At 68.4% G+C, this 19,235-nt stretch carries 18 protein-coding genes; 13 read left to right on the plus strand and 5 right to left on the minus strand.

The genetic code is table 11. The features are described 5' to 3' along the window. Positions 1 to 21: 21 nt before the first annotated feature. On the plus strand, positions 22 to 864 hold the full coding sequence (gene trmI / locus C1737_RS04300; protein ID WP_102417778.1) for a tRNA (adenine(58)-N(1))-methyltransferase TrmI: 843 nt from the start codon (positions 22 to 24) through the stop codon (positions 862 to 864). Here the strand turns inward: trmI and C1737_RS04305 are convergent. Then, the gene (locus C1737_RS04305; protein ID WP_067919995.1) at positions 861 to 1,154 is read right to left on the minus strand and encodes a DUF503 domain-containing protein; all 294 of its coding nucleotides are present in this window, start codon (positions 1,152 to 1,154) and stop codon (positions 861 to 863) included. The genes trmI and C1737_RS04305 overlap by 4 nt on opposite strands. A gap of 8 nt (positions 1,155 to 1,162) precedes the next feature. Beyond that, positions 1,163 to 1,759 (minus strand): hypothetical protein, encoded by a 597-nt coding sequence (locus tag C1737_RS04310; RefSeq protein ID WP_102417328.1) that lies wholly within the window; start codon positions 1,757 to 1,759, stop codon positions 1,163 to 1,165. A 322-nt stretch (positions 1,760 to 2,081) separates the two neighbouring features. On the opposite strand from C1737_RS04310, the gene arc reads away from it, so the two are divergent. Continuing rightward, entirely contained in the window at positions 2,082 to 3,911 is a 1,830-nt protein-coding gene (gene arc, locus C1737_RS04315; RefSeq protein WP_067920007.1) for a proteasome ATPase, read from the plus strand. Between the two features lie 78 nt (positions 3,912 to 3,989). Here the strand turns inward: arc and C1737_RS04320 are convergent, their stop codons facing one another. Together C1737_RS04320 and C1737_RS04325 are read right to left on the minus strand one after the other, a co-directional pair. After that, a complete protein-coding gene (locus C1737_RS04320) occupies positions 3,990 to 4,631 on the minus strand; it encodes a hypothetical protein (protein ID WP_068099024.1) in 642 nt (213 codons plus the stop codon). 9 nt (positions 4,632 to 4,640) lie between these two features. After that, on the minus strand, positions 4,641 to 5,831 hold the full coding sequence (locus C1737_RS04325) for a hypothetical protein (protein WP_102417329.1): 1,191 nt from the start codon (positions 5,829 to 5,831) through the stop codon (positions 4,641 to 4,643). Positions 5,832 to 6,006: 175 nt separating this feature from the next. Here C1737_RS04325 and dop point away from each other — a divergent pair, with 175 nt between their 5' ends. The 11 genes from dop to C1737_RS04380 all read left to right on the plus strand — a co-directional run bounded on the left by dop (position 6,007) and on the right by C1737_RS04380 (position 18,205). Beyond that, the gene (gene dop, locus C1737_RS04330) at positions 6,007 to 7,515 is read left to right on the plus strand and encodes a pup deamidase/depupylase (RefSeq protein ID WP_067919988.1); all 1,509 of its coding nucleotides are present in this window, start codon (positions 6,007 to 6,009) and stop codon (positions 7,513 to 7,515) included. A gap of 120 nt (positions 7,516 to 7,635) precedes the next feature. After that, positions 7,636 to 7,830, plus strand: a complete 195-nt coding sequence (locus C1737_RS04335) for a ubiquitin-like protein Pup (RefSeq protein ID WP_007170369.1) — start codon at positions 7,636 to 7,638, stop codon at positions 7,828 to 7,830. Continuing rightward, positions 7,827 to 8,705, plus strand: a complete 879-nt coding sequence (gene prcB / locus C1737_RS04340) for a proteasome subunit beta (protein ID WP_067919986.1) — start codon at positions 7,827 to 7,829, stop codon at positions 8,703 to 8,705. Before C1737_RS04335 ends, prcB begins: the two co-directional genes overlap by 4 nt. Next, a complete protein-coding gene (prcA, locus tag C1737_RS04345) occupies positions 8,702 to 9,475 on the plus strand; it encodes a proteasome subunit alpha (protein ID WP_067919984.1) in 774 nt (257 codons plus the stop codon). Before prcB ends, prcA begins: the two co-directional genes overlap by 4 nt. 184 nt (positions 9,476 to 9,659) lie before the next feature. Beyond that, the gene (gene pafA / locus C1737_RS04350; RefSeq protein ID WP_102417330.1) at positions 9,660 to 11,018 is read left to right on the plus strand and encodes a Pup--protein ligase; all 1,359 of its coding nucleotides are present in this window, start codon (positions 9,660 to 9,662) and stop codon (positions 11,016 to 11,018) included. A 205-nt stretch (positions 11,019 to 11,223) separates the two neighbouring features. Further along, on the plus strand, positions 11,224 to 12,225 hold the full coding sequence (locus C1737_RS04355) for a YafY family protein (RefSeq protein ID WP_102417331.1): 1,002 nt from the start codon (positions 11,224 to 11,226) through the stop codon (positions 12,223 to 12,225). Further along, positions 12,222 to 13,193, plus strand: a complete 972-nt coding sequence (locus tag C1737_RS04360; protein ID WP_102417332.1) for a YafY family protein — start codon at positions 12,222 to 12,224, stop codon at positions 13,191 to 13,193. Before C1737_RS04355 ends, C1737_RS04360 begins: the two co-directional genes overlap by 4 nt. Positions 13,194 to 13,265: 72 nt before the next feature. After that, entirely contained in the window at positions 13,266 to 13,544 is a 279-nt protein-coding gene (gene tatA, locus C1737_RS04365; protein ID WP_067919975.1) for a Sec-independent protein translocase subunit TatA, read from the plus strand. 45 nt (positions 13,545 to 13,589) lie between these two features. Further along, positions 13,590 to 14,558 carry a twin-arginine translocase subunit TatC gene (gene tatC, locus C1737_RS04370; protein ID WP_102417333.1) on the plus strand — a complete coding sequence of 323 codons (969 nt, stop codon included), beginning with the start codon at positions 13,590 to 13,592 and terminating at the stop codon, positions 14,556 to 14,558. Between the two features lie 19 nt (positions 14,559 to 14,577). Beyond that, complete coding sequence (locus C1737_RS04375; RefSeq protein WP_068099029.1) at positions 14,578 to 17,367, plus strand: RNA helicase; 2,790 nt, start codon at positions 14,578 to 14,580, stop codon at positions 17,365 to 17,367. A gap of 79 nt (positions 17,368 to 17,446) precedes the next feature. Further along, positions 17,447 to 18,205: a DUF4333 domain-containing protein gene (locus tag C1737_RS04380; protein ID WP_102417334.1), complete on the plus strand. Its 759-nt coding sequence runs from the start codon at positions 17,447 to 17,449 to the stop codon at positions 18,203 to 18,205. A gap of 4 nt (positions 18,206 to 18,209) precedes the next feature. Here C1737_RS04380 and C1737_RS04385 read toward each other — a convergent pair whose 3' ends face one another. Further along, positions 18,210 to 19,220: a 5'-3' exonuclease gene (locus tag C1737_RS04385; RefSeq protein ID WP_199182776.1), complete on the minus strand. Its 1,011-nt coding sequence runs from the start codon at positions 19,218 to 19,220 to the stop codon at positions 18,210 to 18,212. Positions 19,221 to 19,235: the final 15 nt, after the last annotated feature.

Consider the following 19,235-nt stretch of genomic DNA (forward strand, 5'->3'; position numbering starts at 1 on the left):
TCGGCTGGCACGCTAGACGGCGTGTCCGCAACCGGCCCGTTCACCGTCGGGGAACGCGTCCAGCTCACCGATGCCAAGGGCCGGCACTACACGATGTCGCTCACGCCCGGCGCGGAGTTTCACACCCATCGCGGCTCGATCGCCCACGATGCGCTGATCGGGCTCGAGCAGGGCAGTGTGGTCAAGTCCAGCAACGGCGCACCCTTTCTGGTGCTGCGCCCGCTGCTGGTGGACTACATCATGTCGATGCCCAGGGGCCCCCAGGTCATCTACCCCAAGGACGCCGCGCAGATCGTGCACGAAGGCGACATCTTCCCGGGCGCCCGCGTCCTCGAGGCCGGGGCGGGTTCGGGTGCGCTGACCTGCTCGCTGCTGCGCGCGGTGGGGCCCGGCGGGCGGGTGGTCTCCTACGAACAGCGCGCCGATCACGCCGAACACGCCCGCCGCAATGTGTCGGTGTTCTTCGACGGGGCGCCGGAGAACTGGGAGCTGATAGTCAGCGACGTCGCCGACTCGGACATGCCCGACGGCTCCTTCGACCGCGCCGTGCTCGACATGTTGGCCCCCTGGGAGGTGCTCGACGCGGTCTCGCGGCTGCTGATTCCCGGCGGGGTGCTGATGGTCTACGTCGCGACCGTGACCCAGCTGTCGCGGGTCGTGGAGGCGCTGCGGGCGCAGCAGTGCTGGACCGAGCCGCGGTCGTGGGAGACGCTGCAACGCGGCTGGAACGTGGTCGGCCTGGCAGTCCGGCCCCAGCATTCGATGCGCGGGCACACTGCGTTTCTGGTTTTTACGCGGCGGCTCGCGCCCGGCGTGGTCGCGCCGGCGCCGTTGGGGCGCAAGCGCGAGGGCCGCGACGGCTAGTCGTCGCTGCGCTGCAGCCCCCGCCGCACCGAGAGCAGCTCGAACTCCGGATGCGCGGCCACCAGCCGTTCGGCCGCGTCCAGAACGTCGACCGCATGGCTGCGGTCACCGGACACCGTGGCCACCCCGATTCCCGCCCGTCGATACAGCTCGGGTGAACCCGTCTCCGCCGCCGACACGCTGAACTTGCGTCGCAGTTCGGCGACCACGGGGCGGATCACCGACCGTTTCTGTTTGAGCGATCGGACGTCGCCCAGCAACACGTCGAATTCGAGCCAGCCGACCCACATGCCGCGGCTCAACCGGGCGGGCTCGGGGCCGGAACAGGGGCCGGCTCGGGAGCGGACGCCGGAGCCGGGGGAGGGTTGGACGGCGGCGGCACCGCCGGCGAGTTGCCCAGTGTCAACAGCATCTCGGCGGTTCGCCGGGACAACTGCCAACCGCCTTGAAAGGGCGTGAATTCCATGGGGAAGTGGAAGCTGCCGTTAGCGGTCTGGGCCGTGTTGACGTCGATCGCCGCCACCACGTCAGCGGGGGTCTTGTCCGACCAGGCGATGTCGTGCGCGACGAAGGTCATGGGCAGGTAGCCGTTGTCGCGCAACGCGTTGGTGAACTTGTCCAGGCTGCCTGCGCTCTCGGGGGTCGCGCCTTCGACCAGACTCACCTTGTTGATGCCGGGTACGTTCGGGTCGGCGAGCCGGGCCAAGATGTCGGTAAGGGCTTCGGGCGGCGGCAGCGGGGTAGTCGGAGAGACGACAACGGTGCTCGACGTGGCCGGTGCCGCAGCGGGCGCGGAGGAGGCGATTCTGGGTTGTTGATGCGACGAGCATCCCGAGATCCCGACCGCCACCACGACGGCGGCGGCACTCAAGGTCGCGCGCAGGTGCCGGTGCATCCAGTCGATCAGGCCGGTCGCGGGGTAGGGGCGCTCGCCGAAGCGGGTGCCCGCCGCGCGGTGGGGCCAACGGGTGCAACTGAACTCACACTCGCGGTCGCCACGCCGGCGCCGGTCGTGCCGACCAAGCCCGTGGCGAGGCTTTTTGCGGTCACTCTGCCACCTCCTAGGGCCCTTTCGATCAGCGAGATTAGTGGCCGAGATTACCAGCGTGACGAAAATCTTAACTTTTCGTGGGTATTTGACTCCGCACATCATTGGCCAATCGCCGGTAGCTTTGAAGTATCCACCGCGCCAATTAGGTGTGGGAAAGGAGCGCAACATGGGTGGCTCAGAGCGTTCTGAATCATTCGGTATCCCCCACGAGTCAGGCATGTCCAGCGGCGATGCTGCCGAGTTGGAAGAACTACGCCGCGAGGCAGCGTTGCTGCGCGAGCAACTCGAGCACGCCGCCGGGACGCAGGGCGGCACCCGGTCGGCACGTGATGTGCATCAGCTCGAAGCCCGGATCGACTCGCTGGCGGCCCGGAACTCGAAGTTGATGGAGACGCTCAAAGAAGCGCGCCAGCAACTACTTGCGCTGAGGGAGGAAGTCGATCGGCTGGGGCAGCCGCCGAGTGGCTACGGCGTGTTGCTGGGTACACACGAGGACGACACGGTCGACGTGTTCACCTCCGGTCGCAAGATGCGCTTGACCTGCTCACCGAACATCGACGTCTCCTTGCTGCGGAAGGGCCAGACGGTTCGCCTCAACGAGGCGCTGACCGTGGTCGAGGCCGGCACGTTCGAATCGGTCGGCGAGATCTCGACGTTGCGCGAGCTACTCGCCGACGGGCACCGGGCGCTGGTCGTCGGCCACGCCGACGAGGAACGCATCGTGTGGCTCGCCGAGCCGCTGGTCGCCGAGGACCTCCCGGATGGGCACCCCGACGCGCTCAACGACGACAGCCGCCCGCGCAAGCTGCGGCCGGGCGACTCGTTGCTGGTCGACACCAAGGCGGGCTACGCGTTCGAACGCATTCCCAAGGCCGAGGTCGAAGACCTGGTCCTCGAAGAGGTGCCCGACGTCAGCTACTCCGACATCGGCGGCCTGACCCGGCAGATCGAGCAGATCCGCGACGCCGTGGAGCTGCCCTTCCTGCACAAGGAGCTGTACCGGGAGTACGCGTTGCGCCCGCCCAAGGGCGTGCTGCTGTACGGTCCGCCGGGCTGTGGGAAGACGTTGATCGCCAAGGCGGTGGCGAACTCGCTGGCCAAGAAGATGGCCGAGGTGCGTGGCGATGACGCGCGCGAGGCGAAGTCCTACTTCCTCAACATCAAGGGCCCCGAACTGCTGAACAAGTTCGTCGGCGAGACCGAGCGTCACATTCGGCTGATCTTCCAGCGCGCGCGGGAGAAGGCGTCCGAAGGTACGCCCGTGATCGTGTTCTTCGATGAGATGGACTCGATCTTCCGCACCCGCGGCACCGGCGTCTCGTCGGACGTCGAGACCACCGTCGTCCCGCAGCTGCTGAGCGAGATCGACGGGGTCGAGGGCCTCGAGAACGTCATCGTGATCGGCGCCTCCAACCGCGAGGACATGATCGACCCGGCGATCCTGCGGCCCGGCCGCCTGGACGTGAAGATCAAGATCGAGCGGCCCGATGCCGAAGCGGCGCAAGACATCTTCTCGAAGTACCTGGTCGAGACGCTGCCGCTGCACGCCGACGACCTCGCCGAGTTCGGCGGGGACCGCAGCGCCTGCATCAAGGCGATGATCGAGAAGGTCGTCGAGCGGATGTACGCCGAAATCGACGACAACCGGTTCCTGGAGGTCACCTACGCCAACGGTGACAAGGAAGTCATGTACTTCAAGGACTTCAACTCCGGGGCGATGATCCAGAACGTCGTGGACCGGGCGAAGAAGAACGCGATCAAGTCGGTGCTCGAGACCGGGCAGCCGGGTCTGCGCATCCAGCACCTGCTCGACTCGATCGTCGACGAGTTCGCCGAGAACGAGGACCTGCCCAACACCACCAACCCCGATGACTGGGCGCGGATTTCGGGTAAGAAGGGCGAGCGGATCGTCTACATCCGCACCCTGGTCACCGGCAAGAGCTCGAGCGCGTCGCGGGCCATCGACACGGAATCCAACCTCGGCCAGTACCTGTAAGGCCGTTCAGCCACGCCGGCACTCGAACCGGGCGCACCGCGCGCCACGGTTCGAGTGCCGGCCCTGTGCTGCCAGGGGTCAGGCGCTCACCAGCGAGTAGCTGTTGGTCAGGTTGTCCTGCAGGACCTGAGCCGCCCTGCTCCTGGTGTCCACCCGCAGCTCCTCGGTGAGCACTCGCGGCTGGTAGGTCCACCCGGCGGGCAGGTCGAGACGGTCGGCGAGCCGTGGCAGGTCGTCCCGCGTCAGATTGGGGTCGGCGACCTGGCTCATGGTCTGCATCACCCAGCGCTGTCCCTGCGGATCGATGAGCTCGAAGATCTGTTCGCCGGCGTTGAAGACGAACACCGTGTGGCGGTTGACCTTGTTGGGGATGTATGGCGCCGGATTCATCGACGAGAGCAGAACCGTGGCCTGCTGGATCATCTCGATCCCGCCGAAGGTTTTCGTCACCTGCGGACCCTGGGTTTCTTTTTCGATGGCGTTCATCAGCCAGTACCGGGGACCGTTCAGCAAGGCTGCGGCCACACCGTTTTCGGCGGCGATGGCGTGTGGGTCGAGCGCGGACCACAGGTCGGCGGGGCAGTCGTTGAGCGGGAAGCTGTTGTAGACCGTTGCCTGCGGACCGGCTTCACCGGCGGTTACCAGCAGCACTTCGCCGTAGCGTTTACCTGCCAGATCGAGCGCGTGTTTGCCGACGTGGTCGGATTGGGGGGCGGACACACGGTGAAGTTAGTCACTGCCGTCGGTGCCGTCAACAGCACGCGCGGGCGGCGCGGCGGCGCCACGGTAGCGGTTGCGCGCGATCAGCGTCGTGTGCAGGTCCTCGATCAGTGGGTCCAGGAAGGTGGAGCGGTACTCGGCGTCGCCGGCTGCGCGGGCGCTGATGTACATGAAGGTCAGCGCGCCGAGGAACAGGCACATATGCACCAGCGAATCCGCAACCGGCAGTGTGAATCCCAATACCGTCGCGGTGCTCTTGTAGGTGTGAGTCCATTCGTTGAGCAGTTCGGGGCTGAGCACGATCAGCCCCAGGATCAGGTAGATCGCGGCGGTGACCACCGCCACCACCAGGATCTGCGCCAGTTGGGAAGCGGCCAGAACGAAGACGACGTTGAGGCGTTCGGCTTTCCTCAGCGGTGCGCAGTCCGTGGCGTCCGGCATGGCCGCGAACGGCGTGCCGGCGAGGTGTTCGGTCTCTGCGGGCAGGGCCGCCGTCGACTTCAGCATCGGGCGGACCCGTTCCACCGTGGCGGAGACGACGAAGGCGGCCGCGATGGCGACGAGGAAGGCCATGGCCAGCCCCAGCCGGTTCCCGCTGATCGTCGCGGCCATCAACCAGACGTAGGTGTTGAAGAACACCAACGCGGTCAGCAGCACGACCGGCAGTGCCCGGACCGCCAGCGCGCCCACCATGGCGAAGTGCGACAGCATCATGCGCACCGCCCAGCCGACCACCGAGCCAACGCCGAGGCCGGTCAGGATCAGCACGACGGCGATCACGGCGGCGTCCTGCTGCAGTTGCGCGGCGTCCGCGGTCGTCACCCCGACGCCGGCCGCGAACAGAACGGACGCGGTCGCGATCGCCGCGCGTGCCCGGCCGTTTCGCGACCGGGACACCAGCCAGCCCACGAGGGCCATCAGCGGGAGGACGAGGCCGACGATCACCAGCACTACCAGTTCGGAAGTCGTTGGGGTACCGCTGATCTCGACGTCGTGACCGCCGGTGATCAGGTACACCGGCAGGATGCAGGCCTGCAGCATCGCATACGCCGCCAGCATGGGCGCCGAGCGCGGCCACAGCCGCCGCCACCGGGCACGCCTGGTCAAAACGGACGGCAAACCCCGCTCCAGGAACCAGCTTTCAGCCGCGCCGCTCGCCGAACCCCGGCGGCGCGGCGAGCGGCGCAGAGTTAGGTCCATGCCGGCTCACCCTACGGCGGGCAAGTCCCCTGCGCTGGGCGTTGAGCGACTGCAAACATCCGTCGGTTGCCCGCCCCGCCGCACGGGGCGCATCGTCGGCGGGTGGAGCTGGATTGCCCGCCTTCTCAACGCCCCGCCGCACGGGGCGCATCGTCGGCGGGCCTACGCTTAGGACATGCAACGGATTATCGGGACGGAGGTCGAGTACGGCATTTCATCGCCGTCGGACCCGACGGCCAACCCGATCCTCACCTCGACACAAGCGGTCCTGGCCTACGCCGCCGCGGCCGGCATCCAGCGCGCGAAGCGCACCCGCTGGGACTACGAGGTGGAATCACCGCTGCGGGACGCCCGCGGTTTTGATCTGAGTCGTTCGGCCGGCCCGCCACCGGTGGTCGACGCCGACGAGGTCGGCGCCGCCAACATGATCTTGACCAACGGGGCGCGGCTCTACGTCGACCATGCCCACCCCGAATACTCGGCGCCCGAGTGCACCGACCCGCTGGACGCCGTGATCTGGGACAAGGCCGGCGAGCGGGTCATGGAGGCCGCCGCCAGGCACGTCGCCAGCGTGCCCGGGGCCGCCAAGCTGCAGCTGTACAAGAACAACGTCGACGGCAAGGGCGCCTCGTACGGCGCGCACGAGAACTACTTGATGTCGCGGCAGACGCCGTTCTCGTCCATCATCGCCGGCCTGACCCCTTTCCTGGTGTCCCGGCAGGTGGTGACCGGCTCCGGGCGGGTCGGCATCGGGCCCTCCGGTGACGAGCCCGGCTTCCAGCTGTCCCAGCGCTCCGACTACATCGAGGTCGAGGTCGGCCTGGAGACCACGCTCAAGCGCGGCATCATCAACACCCGCGACGAACCGCACGCCGACGCCGACCGGTACCGCCGACTGCACGTCATCATCGGCGACGCCAACCTCGCCGAGACGTCGACCTACCTGAAACTGGGCACCACGGCGCTGGTGCTCGACCTGATCGAAGTCGGCCCCGAACACGGGATCGACCTGAGCGACCTCGTCCTGGCCCGCCCGGTGCATGCGGTCCACGCGATCAGCCGCGACCCTTCGCTGCGGGTCGCCGTGGCCCTGGCCGACGGCCGGGAACTGACCGGCCTTGCCTTGCAACGGATTTACCTCGACCGGGTGGCGAAGCTGGTCGACAGCCGCGACCCCGATCCCCGCGCGGCCGACATCGTCCAGACCTGGGCGCACGTGCTCGACCAACTCGAGCGCGACCCGATGGAATGCGCCGAGGTGCTCGACTGGCCCGCCAAGCTGCGCCTGCTCGAGGGTTTCCGGCAGCGGGAGAACCTGAGCTGGTCGGCGCCGCGGCTGCACCTCGTCGACCTGCAGTATTCCGATGTTCGGCTGGACAAGGGCCTGTACAACCGGCTCGTCGCCCGGGGTTCGATGAAGCGTCTGGTCACCGAACACCAGGTGCTCGAGGCGGTGGACAACCCGCCGACCGACACGCGCGCGTACTTCCGCGGCGAGTGCCTGCGCAGGTTCGGCGCCGACATCGCCGCGGCCAGCTGGGACTCCGTGATCTTCGACCTGGGCGGCGACTCGCTGGTACGCATTCCGACGCTGGAGCCGCTGCGCGGCAGCAAGGCGCACGTCGGAGCGCTGCTGGACTCGGTGGACAGCGCCGCCGAACTGGTGGAACAACTCACCAGCTAAGCCGGTTAGACCGGGGAACGTCGGGGTTGACCGGTAGGGTAGAGAAATACCAGCGGGCAGCGCGGCTCTGAGGAACCCAGCAAGCCGCTGAACAAGTTCAGATGAAGCAGGAGGCCGGCGATGGCTCAAGAGCAGACCAAGCGTGGCGGTGGTGGTGGCGACGACGACGACTTCGCCGACAGCACGGCCGCGGGCCAAGAGCGCCGCGAGAAGCTCGCCGAGGACACCGACGATCTGCTCGACGAGATCGACGACGTCCTCGAAGAGAACGCCGAAGATTTCGTCCGGGCATACGTCCAAAAGGGCGGACAGTGAGCTGGCCCTTCTCCGATCGCCTGTCCACTAACTCTGCACTCCCGGCAAATTCCGCCGTAGACCTGTCATCCTTTGCTGACTTTTTGCGCCGCCAGGCGCCGGAACTGCTGCCGGCCGGCCTCAGCGGCGGCGCGCACGCCGATGGGGCGGGTTCCCAGCTGCCGCATGGCACCACCATCGTCGCCCTGAAATACCCCGGTGGCGTGGTCATCGCCGGGGACCGGCGCTCCACCCAGGGCAACATGATCGCCGGGCGCGACGTGAAAAAGGTGTACGTCACCGACGACTACACCGCCACGGGCATCGCGGGCACCGCGGCCATCGCCGTCGAGTTCGCCCGCCTCTACGCGGTGGAACTCGAGCACTACGAGAAGCTCGAGGGTGTGCCGCTCACGTTTGCCGGAAAGGTGAACCGGCTCGCGATCATGGTGCGCGGCAACCTGGCCGCCGCGATGCAGGGGCTGGTGGCCCTGCCGCTGCTGGCGGGCTATGACATCGACGCGGCCGATCCCGAGGGCGCCGGCCGGATCGTGTCGTTCGACGCCGCCGGCGGCTGGAACCTGGAAGAAGAGGGCTATCAGTCGGTGGGTTCGGGGTCCATCTTCGCCAAGTCGTCCATGAAGAAGTTGTACTCGAGGGTCGTCGATGCCGATTCCGCGGTGCGGGTGGCGGTGGAGGCGCTTTACGACGCCGCCGACGACGACTCAGCCACGGGCGGGCCCGACCTGGTTCGCGGTATCTACCCGACGGCGGTCACCATCGGCGCCGAGGGTGCGGCCGAGGTGCCCGAGAGCCGGATCGCCGAATTGGCTCGCGAGGTCATCCAAAGTCGCTCGCGCGCAGACACGTTCGGCCCCGACGGCGGTGAGAAGTGAGCTTCCCGTATTTCATATCGCCCGAGCAGGCGATGCGCGAGCGCAGCGAGCTCGCCCGCAAAGGCATCGCCCGTGGCAAGAGCGTGGTGGCGCTGGTCTACGCCGGTGGTGTGCTCTTCGTGGCGGAGAACCCGTCGCGGTCGTTGCAGAAGATCAGCGAGCTGTATGACCGCGTGGGCTTCGCTGCCGCCGGCAAGTTCAACGAGTTCGACAATCTGCGCCGCGGCGGGATCCAGTTCGCCGACACCCGGGGCTACGCCTACGACCGCCGCGACGTCACGGGCCGCCAGCTGGCCAACGTCTACGCGCAGACCCTGGGCACCATCTTCACCGAGCAGGCCAAACCCTACGAGGTCGAATTGTGCGTCGCCGAGGTAGCGCACTACGGCGAGTCGAAACCGCCTGAGCTGTACCGGATCACCTACGACGGGTCCATCGCCGATGAGCCGCATTTCGTGGTGATGGGCGGTACCACCGAGCCGATCACCACCGCGCTCAAGGAGTCCTACGCCGAGAACGCCGACCTGCGCGACGCGACGCAGATCGCCGTGAAGGCGTTGCGGGCCGGCAGTGGGGACGGATCCAGCGGGGATCAGCCCTCCCCGGACGTGGGCAGCCTGGAGGTCGCGATCCTCGACGTCAGCCGGCCGCGACGGGCGTTCCGGCGGATCAACCGGGCCACCCTGGAAAGCTTGCTGCACGAGGGCGATTCGATACAGCCGGAAACCAACGGCGAAGCGCCCGACTCCAACGGCGACTCCGCGGGCTGAATCGGGCCGATTCGGCACGCCCCGTTGTGTTCGCTGAGGGCGAAACGCTCGGCTTGACACGACGACGCCGGCGTTGCTGGCAACCCCGGCGTGGCCGCCGAGGGCGGGACGTCGTGAAACTCGTCGGGACCCGTAGGCGCGGCTTCCGCACCGTCTCGGTCCGACAACCAGTACCCTCGATTACGTGCAGCGGCGAATCATGGGCATCGAGACCGAGTTCGGTGTCACCTGCACTTTCCACGGACACCGTCGCCTATCCCCGGATGAGGTAGCCCGCTATCTCTTTCGGCGCGTCGTGTCCTGGGGGCGCAGCTCCAACGTTTTCCTGCGCAACGGCGCCCGCCTGTATCTCGACGTGGGCAGTCATCCCGAGTATGCGACGGCCGAGTGCGACAGCCTGGTGCAGCTGGTCACGCATGACCGGGCCGGTGAATGGGTGCTCGAGGACCTGCTGATCGACGCCGAGCAGCGGCTCGCCGACGAGGGCATCGGTGGCGACATCTACCTGTTCAAGAACAACACCGATTCGGCGGGCAACTCCTACGGCTGCCACGAGAATTACCTGATCGTGCGGGCCGGTGAGTTCTCCCGGATCTCCGACGTGCTGCTGCCGTTCCTGGTCACCCGCCAGCTGATCTGCGGGGCCGGGAAGGTGCTGCAGACCCCCAAGGCGGCGACGTTCTGCCTGTCCCAACGCGCCGAGCACATCTGGGAGGGCGTCTCGTCGGCGACCACCCGTAGCCGGCCGATCATCAACACCCGCGACGAGCCGCACGCCGACGCCGAGAAGTACCGGCGGTTGCACGTGATCGTCGGCGACTCGAACATGTGCGAGACCACCACCATGCTCAAGGTGGGGACGGCCGCACTGGTGCTGGAGATGATCGAAGCAGGCGTCCCCTTCCGTGACTTCTCGCTGGACAACCCCATCCGCGCCATCCGCGAGGTCAGCCACGACATCACCGGACGGCGGCCGGTCCGGCTGGCCGGCGGGCGTCAGGCCAGCGCGCTCGACATCCAGCGCGAGTACTACAGCCGCGCCGTCGAACACCTGCAGACTCGGGAGCCCAACGCCCAGATCGAGCAGGTCGTCGACCTGTGGGGCCGCCAGCTCGACGCCGTCGAAAGCCAGGACTTCGCCAAGGTCGACACCGAGATCGACTGGGTGATCAAGCGCAGGCTGTTCCAGCGCTACCAGGACCGCTACAACATGGAGCTGTCCGATCCGAAGATCGCCCAGCTGGACCTGGCCTACCACGACATCAAGCGGGGGCGGGGCGTGTTCGACCTGCTGCAGCGCAAGGGGCTTGCGGCGCGGGTCACCACCGACGAGGAGATCGCCGAGGCAGTCGATCACCCGCCGCAGACCACCCGCGCCCGGCTGCGCGGCGAGTTCATCAGCGCCGCCCAGGCCGCGGGCCGTGACTTCACCGTCGACTGGGTCCACCTCAAGCTCAACGACCAGGCCCAGCGCACCGTCCTGTGCAAGGACCCCTTCCGTGCGGTCGACGAGCGGGTCAAGCGGCTGATCGCCAGCATGTAGCCCTGTCGGTCCCCGCTGGCCCCATCCGTCACATCAGCCCCGCCCTGGCGGGCCATGCTCGACGCGCGAATGTGATAGCGCCGGTGCTATCACGTTTGCCAGGGCGGCAATGCTTGCTCACTGGTGACTGATGGGGCGAATGTGAGTCCTGCGACTCGCTAACCGGTGCAGGCGCCGGCGGGGCACCGGTTATAACCTGGTGCGAATGGCAACCTCGAAAGTCGAGCGGTTGGTCAACCTCGTCATCGCCCTGCTGTCCACCCGCGGGTATATCAGCGCGGAGAAGATCAGGTCCAGCGTCGCCGGTTACGCGGAAAGCCCCAGCGCCGAGGCGTTCTCCCGCATGTTCGAGCGTGACAAGAACGAGCTGCGTGATCTGGGCATCCCGCTCGAGGTCGGCAGGGCGTCGGCCGCGGAGCCCACCGAGGGCTACCGAATCAACCGCGACGCCTACTCGCTGCCGCCCGTCGAGCTCACCGCCGACGAGGCGGCCGCGGTCGCCGTCGCGACACAACTGTGGGAATCGCCAGAGCTGGTCACCGCCACCCAGGGAGCTCTGCTCAAGCTGCGCGCCGCCGGGGTGGACGTCGACCCCATGGAGATGGGGGCGCCGGTGGCCATCGCCTCGCCGGCCGGCGTGCCGGGTTTGCGCGGGTCGGAAGACGTGCTCGGAATCCTGTTGGCGGCCATCGATTCCCGGCAGGCGGTGCAGTTCCCGCACCGGCCGTCGCGCGCCGAGCCGTACAGCATGCGGACCGTCGAGCCGTGGGGCGTCGTCACCCAGAAGGGACGCTGGTATCTGGTGGGACACGATCGCGACCGCGACGCCACCCGCACGTTCCGGCTCTCGCGGATCGGCTCCGAGGTCAGGCCGATCGGTCCGCCCGGGGCGGTCGTCGTGCCCGAGGGTGTGGACCTGCGCCAGATCGTGGCCCGCACGATCGCCGAGACCCCGACCGGCGGGCAGGCGCGCGTGTGGGTCGCCGACGGGCGAGCCACCGCGCTGCGGCGCGCCGGGAGGACCACCGGCGCGCGGGAACTGGCCGGCCGCGACGGCGAGGTGATCGAAATCGACATCGGGTCCAGCGACCGGCTGGCGCGCGACATCGCCGGCTACGGGCCCGACGCCGTCGTGCTCGAACCGCAGTCACTGCGCGAGGACGTGCTGGCCCGGCTGCGCGCTCATCTGGAGGTGTCACCCGGATGACACCCGTGTCCACCCGCCTCATCCGGCTGCTCAACATGGTGCCGTACTTCCAGGCCAACCCGCGGGTCACGCGCGCCAAGGCCGCTGCCGACCTCGGCGTCACCGCCAAGCAACTGGAAGAGGACCTCAACCAGTTGTGGATGTGCGGCCTGCCCGGCTATTACCCAGGCGACCTGATCGACTTCCAGTTCTCCGGCGACACCATCGAGGTGACGTTCTCGGCGGGGATCGACCGGCCGCTCAAGCTCACGTCGCCGGAGGCTACCGGCCTGCTGGTGGCCCTGCGGGCGCTCGCCGACATTCCCGGTGTGGTCGATCCCGAAGCGGCGCGCAGTGCGATCGCCAAAATTGAGGACGCGGCCGGCGCCGTCGGCCATGACGCCACCGGATCGGCGGCGGCGGTCAATCAACAAGCACCCGCGGAGAGTCGCGCCGCGGCCGCGGTGCGCACTGCCGTGCAGGCCGGACACGCGCTCGCCCTCGACTACTACTCCGCCTCGCATGACACCCTGACGAGCCGGATCGTCGACCCCATCCGGGTGCTGCTGATCGGCGGACACAGCTACCTGGAGGCTTGGTCGCGCGAGGCCGACGGGGTTCGGCTGTTCCGGTTCGACCGGATCGTCGACGCCACCGAATTGGAGGAGCCGGCGGCCGCACCCGAACTGGCCGTCCAGGCGCCGCCGGACACGTCGCTGTTCGACGGCGATCCCTCCCTGCCGTCGGCCACGCTCCGGGTCGCGCCCTCGGCGTCGTGGATGTTCGAGTACTACCCGATGCGAGAGGTGCGGGAGCTGGCGGACGGATCCTGTGAGGCGGTGATGACCTATGCCTCGGAGGACTGGATGACGCGTCTGGTGCTGGGTTTCGGGTCAGCCGTGCGGGTGCTTGAACCGGAGTCGCTCGCACGACGTGTACGGGGTGCCGCGGCGGCGGCGTGCGAGTCCTATCAGGCGCTTGCCCCCTGAGGCCACGGCGCGGGCGGCCCGGTCCATGGCCGCACTGCGGTAGCATCGGGTAGACGTCTGGAGGTAATCAAAGTGGGCAGTCTTAGTCCGTGGCACTGGGCGATCCTCGCGGTGGTGGTGATCCTGCTTTTTGGTGCCAAGAAGCTCCCCGATGCAGCACGTTCGTTGGGCAAGTCGATGCGCATCTTCAAGTCTGAGCTGCGCGAAATGCAGAGCGAGAACAAAGCGGAGCCGTCCGCGTTGGATACGAACAACGCCCCCTCCGCGGCCAACCCCACTCCCGTGCAGTCGCAGCGGGTCGACGCTCCGGCGGCCCCCGAGCAGGGGCACTCTGAAGCACGCCCGGCTTAGCCCGCCATCATCGTCGCGGTGCCCGAACGCCACTGAACGAGCGTCGTGAAAGGTTTCAAGGTTTCAGCGCGCACTGCCGGCGTGCTGAGGCGCCTCAACCCGCGTAACAGGCGCAGCCGCACCAACCCCGACGCGACGATGTCGCTCGTCGACCACCTGACCGAGCTGCGCACCCGATTGCTGCTGTCGTTGGCCGCCATCCTGATCACCACGATTTTCGGGTTCGTCTGGTACTCGCATTCGATCTTCGGGCTGGAAAGCCTGGGCGAGTGGCTGCGCCACCCCTACTGTTCGCTGCCGCAATCCGCACGCGCCAGCATCAGCGCCGACGGTCAATGCCGGCTGCTGGCCACGGCGCCGTTCGACCAGTTCATGCTGCGGCTCAAGGTCGGGCTGACCGCCGGGGTTGTGCTGGCGTGTCCGGTGTGGTTCTACGAGCTGTGGGCCTTCATCACGCCGGGCCTGTACCAGAAGGAGCGCCGCTTCGCGGTCGGATTCGTGGTCCCCGCGGCGGTGCTGTTCGTCGCCGGTGCGGTGCTGGCCTATTTCGTGCTGTCCAAGGCATTGAGCTTCCTGCTGACGGTCGGCAGCGACGTGCAGGTGACCGCGCTGTCCGGCGACCGGTACTTCGGTTTCCTGATCAACCTGTTGGTGGTCTTCGGGGTCAGCTTCGAATTCCCGTTGCTGATCGTCATGCTCAACATGACCGGTGTGCTGCCGTATGAGCGGCTCAAGTCCTGGCGGCGTGGCCTGATCTTCGCGATGTTCGTGTTCGCCGCCGTTTTCACGCCCGGTTCCGACCCGTTTTCGATGACCGCCCTGGGCGTGGCGCTGTCGGTGTTGCTCGAGTTCGCCATCCAGATCGCCCGCCTGCACGACCGGCGGAAGGCCAAGCGCGAAGCCCAGACCGTGATCCCCGACGACGAGGCGTCGGTCATCGAACCGCCGACGCCCGTCGAGCGGCCGCTTCCGGAGCCGTCGTACACCGCCGGCCAGCATGACGATGTCACCTGAACCGTCAGCCCCGCAGGACGTGGCGGACCTCGTCGAACTGACCCGGTTCACCGCGGAGCTGCCTTTCGCGCTGGACGGCTTCCAGCGGCGGGCGTGCGCGGCACTGGAACGAGGGCACGGCGTGCTGGTGTGCGCGCCGACCGGCGCCGGCAAGACAGTGGTGGGCGAATTCGCCGTGCACCTGGCGCTGGCCGCGGGCGGGAAGTGCTTCTACACCACGCCGCTCAAGGCGCTGAGCAACCAGAAGCACACCGACCTGACCGCACGCTACGGCCGTGACCGGATCGGCCTGTTGACCGGCGACATGTCGGTGAACGCCGACGCGCCCGTGGTGGTGATGACCACCGAGGTGCTGCGCAATATGCTCTACGCCGATTCGCCTGCGCTGCAAGGGCTTTCCTACGTGGTGATGGACGAGGTGCATTTCCTGGCCGACCGGATGCGCGGCCCGGTGTGGGAGGAAGTGATCCTGCACCTGCCCGACGACGTGCGGGTGGTCAGCCTGTCGGCGACGGTGAGCAATGCCGAGGAATTCGGGGGCTGGATCCAGACCGTGCGGGGCGATACGACCGTGGTGGTCGACGAGCACCGGCCCGTACCGCTGTGGCAGCACGTGCTGGTGGGGAAGCGGCTCTTCGACTTGTTCGACTACCGCAACGCGGAAGCCGGCGAGCAGCCGGGCGCCGGACGTGAGGCGCGGGTCAATCCCGAGCTGGCGCGCCATATCGCGCACCGCCGGGAGGCGGACCGGATGTCGGACTGGCGTGGTCCCCGCCGGGAGGCGGGAAGGCGTGGCGGCGGCCGCGGCGCCCCAGACCGGCCGCGTTTCTACCGGCCGCCCGGTCGGGCCGATGTGATCGCGACCCTGGACTCCGAGGGGCTGCTACCGGCGATCACGTTCGTGTTCTCCCGCGCCGGCTGCGACGCGGCCGTCCAGCAGTGCCTGCGCTCGCCGCTCCGCCTGACCACCGAGGAGGAACGGGCTCAGATCGCCGAGGTGATCGAGCACCGGTGCGGCGATCTCGCCGACGCCGACCTGGCGGTGCTCGGCTACTACGAGTGGCGGGAGGGATTGCTACGCGGGCTGGCGGCCCACCACGCCGGAATGTTGCCGGTGTTCCGGCACACCGTCGAGGAACTGTTCACGGCAGGGCTGGTGAAGGCCGTGTTCGCCACCGAGACCCTGGCGCTCGGCATCAACATGCCCGCCCGGACGGTGGTGCTCGAACGGCTGGTGAAGTTCAACGGCGAGCAACACATGCCGCTGACGCCGGGGGAGTACACGCAGCTGACCGGGCGCGCCGGGCGGCGCGGCATCGACGTCGAAGGCCACGCGGTGGTGCTGTGGAACCCCACCGACGAGAACACCGAGCCGGCCGCGGTCGCGGGCCTGGCCTCCACCCGCACCTTCCCGCTGCGCAGCTCGTTCGCTCCGTCCTACAACATGACGATCAACCTGGTCCAGCAGATGGGCCCCGAGCAGGCGCATCGGCTGCTGGAGCAGTCGTTCGCCCAATATCAGGCCGACCGCTCGGTCGTCGGCCTGGTCCGCGGCATCGAGCGCGGCACCGCGATGCTCGCCGAGATCGCCGGCGAGCTGGGCGGCCCACAGGCGCCCGTTCTCGACTACGCCCGCCTGCGGGCGCGCATCTCCGAGCTGGAGCGCGCCCAGTCCCGTGCATCGCGGCTGCACCGACGCCAGGCAGCCAGCGATGCGCTGGCCGCGCTGCGGCGCGGCGACATCATCAACATCACCCAAGGCCGGCGCGGCGGGCTGGCGGTGGTACTGGAATCGGCCCGCGACGGCGAGGACCCCCGACCACTGGTGCTCACCGAAAACCGCTGGGCGGGACGGATTTCGACGGCCGACTACCCGGGAGCGTCGGCTCCGGTCGGCTCGATGCCCTTGCCCAAGCGGGTCGAGCACCGCCAGCCGCGGGTCCGGCGTGATTTGGCGTCGGCGCTGCGGTCGGCGGCCGCCGGGCTGGCGCTTCCGTCCCGGCGCCGCGGCGGCCGCGGCGACCACGACGGCGCGTTTCAGGACCCGGAGCTGGCGTCCTTGCGCGACGAACTGCGCCGGCACCCGTCGCACAACAGCCCCGGCCTCGAGACCCAGGTCCGGCAGGCCGAGCGCTACCTGCGCATCGAACGCGACAACGCGCAACTGGAGAAAAAGGTTGCCGCAGCGACGAATTCGCTGGCGCGCACGTTCGACCGCATCGTCGGCCTGCTCACCGAGCGCGGCTTCATCCAAGGCCCGGACACCGATCCCCACGTCACCGATGACGGCCGGCTGCTGGCCCGCATCTACAGCGAGAGCGACCTCCTGGTTGCCGAATGCCTGCGCACCGGCGCGTGGGCCGACCTGAAGCCGCCCGAGCTGGCGGCGGTGGTGTCGGCGGTGCTGTACGAAACCAGGGGCGGCGAGGGCCCGCGGGCGGCGTTCGCCGCCGAAGCCCCGACTCAGCGGGTGAGGCAAGCGCTGCAGCAAACGTCGCGGCTGTCGTATGCGCTGCGCTCTGACGAGCAGACGCACCGGATCACGCTCAGCAGGGAACCTGACGACGGGTTCGTCAACGTCATCTATCGGTGGGCCAAGACCGGGGACCTGGCGGCGGCGCTGGCGGCCGTCGACCCGGTCGGCACCGGCTCGCCCCTGTTGGCAGGGGATTTCGTGCGCTGGTGTCGCCAGGTGCTCGACCTGTTGGACCAGGTCCGCAACGCCGCCCCGGACGCCGAGTTGCGGGCCACCGCCAAGCGCGCCATCAATGACGTTCGGCGCGGCGTCGTCGCTGTTGACGCCGGGTAGGCTGAGCCGGAGCTACCGTAGATCCGGAAACGACAACGCCGATAGTTCATGCCAAGACATAAGGGGCTGAGGAGAGACGATGAGCGGACCGCAGGGACCGGAGCAGCAGTGGCAACCGCCGGGCCAGGGTAGCGATCAGTCCTCCGAGCCGACCCAGGCCGGTTCGCCCTGGCAGCAGCAGCCGGGGCAGGAGGCGACGTGGCAGGCCCCGGCGTATACGCCGCCCGCCGACTACCCGCAGTACCAACAACCGACCGAGCAGGCGTACCCGCAGCAATACCCGCAGCAGCCCGGCTACGGTCAGCCCGGGCAGTACGCGCAGGCGGGCCAGTACGGTCAGCCGGGTCAATACGGTCAGCCGGGCCAGTACGGTCAGCCCGGGCAGTACGGGCAGCCCGGCCAGTATGGGCAGCCAGGCCAGTACGGTCAGCCGGGCCAGTATGGTCAGCCGGGCCAGTACCCGCAGCAGTACCCGCCCTACGACCAGCAGCCGGCCAAGAAGCGGTCGACGGGGGTGATCCTGGGCGTGGGCGGCGTGATCGCCTTCCTGCTCATCGCGGTCGTCCTGGTGCTGGGCTTTTGGCAGCCCGGTTTCTTCGTGACCACCAAGCTGGACGTGAACAAGGCGCAGGCCGGTGTGCAGCAGGTGCTGTCGGACGAGACCAACGGCTACGGCGCCAAGAACGTCCAAAACGTCAAGTGCAACCACGGCCAGAATCCGACCGTCAAGAAGGGCGCGACGTTCGACTGCGACGTCAGCATCGACGGCGCCCCCAAGCACGTGACGGTGACCTTCCAGGACAACAAGGGCACCTACGAGGTGGGCAGGCCGCAGTAGTCGGTTACTCCGGCAGCGCGTCGAGCGCCTTTTGCAGCCGGGCGATCGAGGACCCGACGCCCAGTGATGTCGCCAGCTTGGCGGTGCGCTGCGGGTCGTCGGCCGCCAGCGGTAGCGCGTCGGTTGCGGTCGAGAGGCTGACGGGCGCGTCGGTGGCCACCCGTACCACCTGTCCGGCGGCCTCGATGTAGTCGTTGGCGCCCAGCAGTTTCGAGCGCACACCCTTGGCCATCTTCGATTTCGGGTCGCGGGCGGCCGCCAGGATCTGTTCGAGCGACTCGTGCTGGGCCAGCAGGGTCGCCGCGGTCTTTTCGCCGACGCCCGGCACGCCGGGCAGGCCGTCGGACGGGTCGCCGCGCATCAGTGCGAACTCGGCGTAGGCGGGCCCCGCACGGTGCTGCGGCACGCCGTAGTGGTCGGCGACTTCCGCGGGCCCGAACAGGGTCGCTTTGGTCAGCCCGCGGCCGAGGTACAACACCCGGACCGGGACCGGGTCGTCGGACACCACCTGCAGCAGGTCGCGGTCGCCGCTGACCACGACCACCGGGTCACGACGTTCGCGGGCGGCCAGCGTGCCCAGCACATCGTCGGCCTCGAACCCTTCGGCGCCCGCGGTCGGAATGCCGAACGCGTCCAGCAACTCCATGATCATGTCGATCTGCGGCGTGAGGTCGTCGGGGACCTCTTCGATGTCCGGTTCGCCGGCCGGCTCTGCCTCCGCGACGCGATGCGCCTTGTAGGACGGGACCAGGTCCACCCGGAACTGCGGCCGCCAATCCAGGTCCAGGCACACCACCAGCCGGCTGGGGCGTTGCTGGTTGATCACCACGGCCATCGAATCGATGAATCCCCGCACGGCGTTGACGGGCCGGCCGTCGGGCGCGGTGATCGAGGAGGGCACCCCGAAATACGACCGGAACCACATGCTGGCCCCGTCGAGCAGCACTAGCGGCGATCGCGAGCGCGGCGAAGCCGGGCGCTGCGGGTCGCCGCTGGTACCTGAGGGTCTGGTCATGCCGGTATGGTCTCA

This window comes from Mycobacterium sp. 4858 (genome assembly GCF_900240975.1).
Lineage (GTDB): Bacteria > Actinomycetota > Actinomycetes > Mycobacteriales > Mycobacteriaceae > Mycobacterium.